This window comes from Agrobacterium sp. 10T429 (assembly GCF_056393925.1).
Map to the genome: position 1 here is coordinate 1 of NZ_JBFTGV010000068.1, position 417 is coordinate 417.

Consider the following 417-nt stretch of genomic DNA (forward strand, 5'->3'; position numbering starts at 1 on the left):
ATCCACGATGCCACACCGCCATTGCCGCCGCCGTGGCGGTGCTGCTGATTGGCGCCTGCGGCGGCGGGGACAACAACAACAGCGGTGGGGGCGGTGGCGGCCCGGTCACGCAGAACCCGAACAACCGGCCGACCTTCGTGGTGGGCACCATCGGCGTGCAGAACTACGACGGCACGACCGACGACCTGCTGACCGCCGGGCTCGGCAAGGACGGTCTGATCGCCACGGCTACCGCGCCGGTTCCCGCCGATCCCGCCGCGCCCACGGCGGCCGAGCTGCGCCGCATCGCCATCTTCAATAACTACCGCGCCATCGTCGATACCAATCCGCTGGGCGGGTACGGCTCGCTGTACGGACCGAACGTCGATGCCCAGGGCAACGTCACGGCCAGCCAGGGCAAGGTGCCCGGTACCGAGT

The 417-nt window shown here is 69.8% G+C and carries 1 protein-coding gene; it reads left to right on the top strand.

Annotated elements, in window-relative coordinates; translation table 11 throughout:
• Positions 1–417 (top strand): 3-hydroxybutyrate oligomer hydrolase family protein (locus AC1DCP_RS26555; RefSeq protein ID WP_476774894.1); only part of this gene is annotated, 417 nt, incomplete at both ends.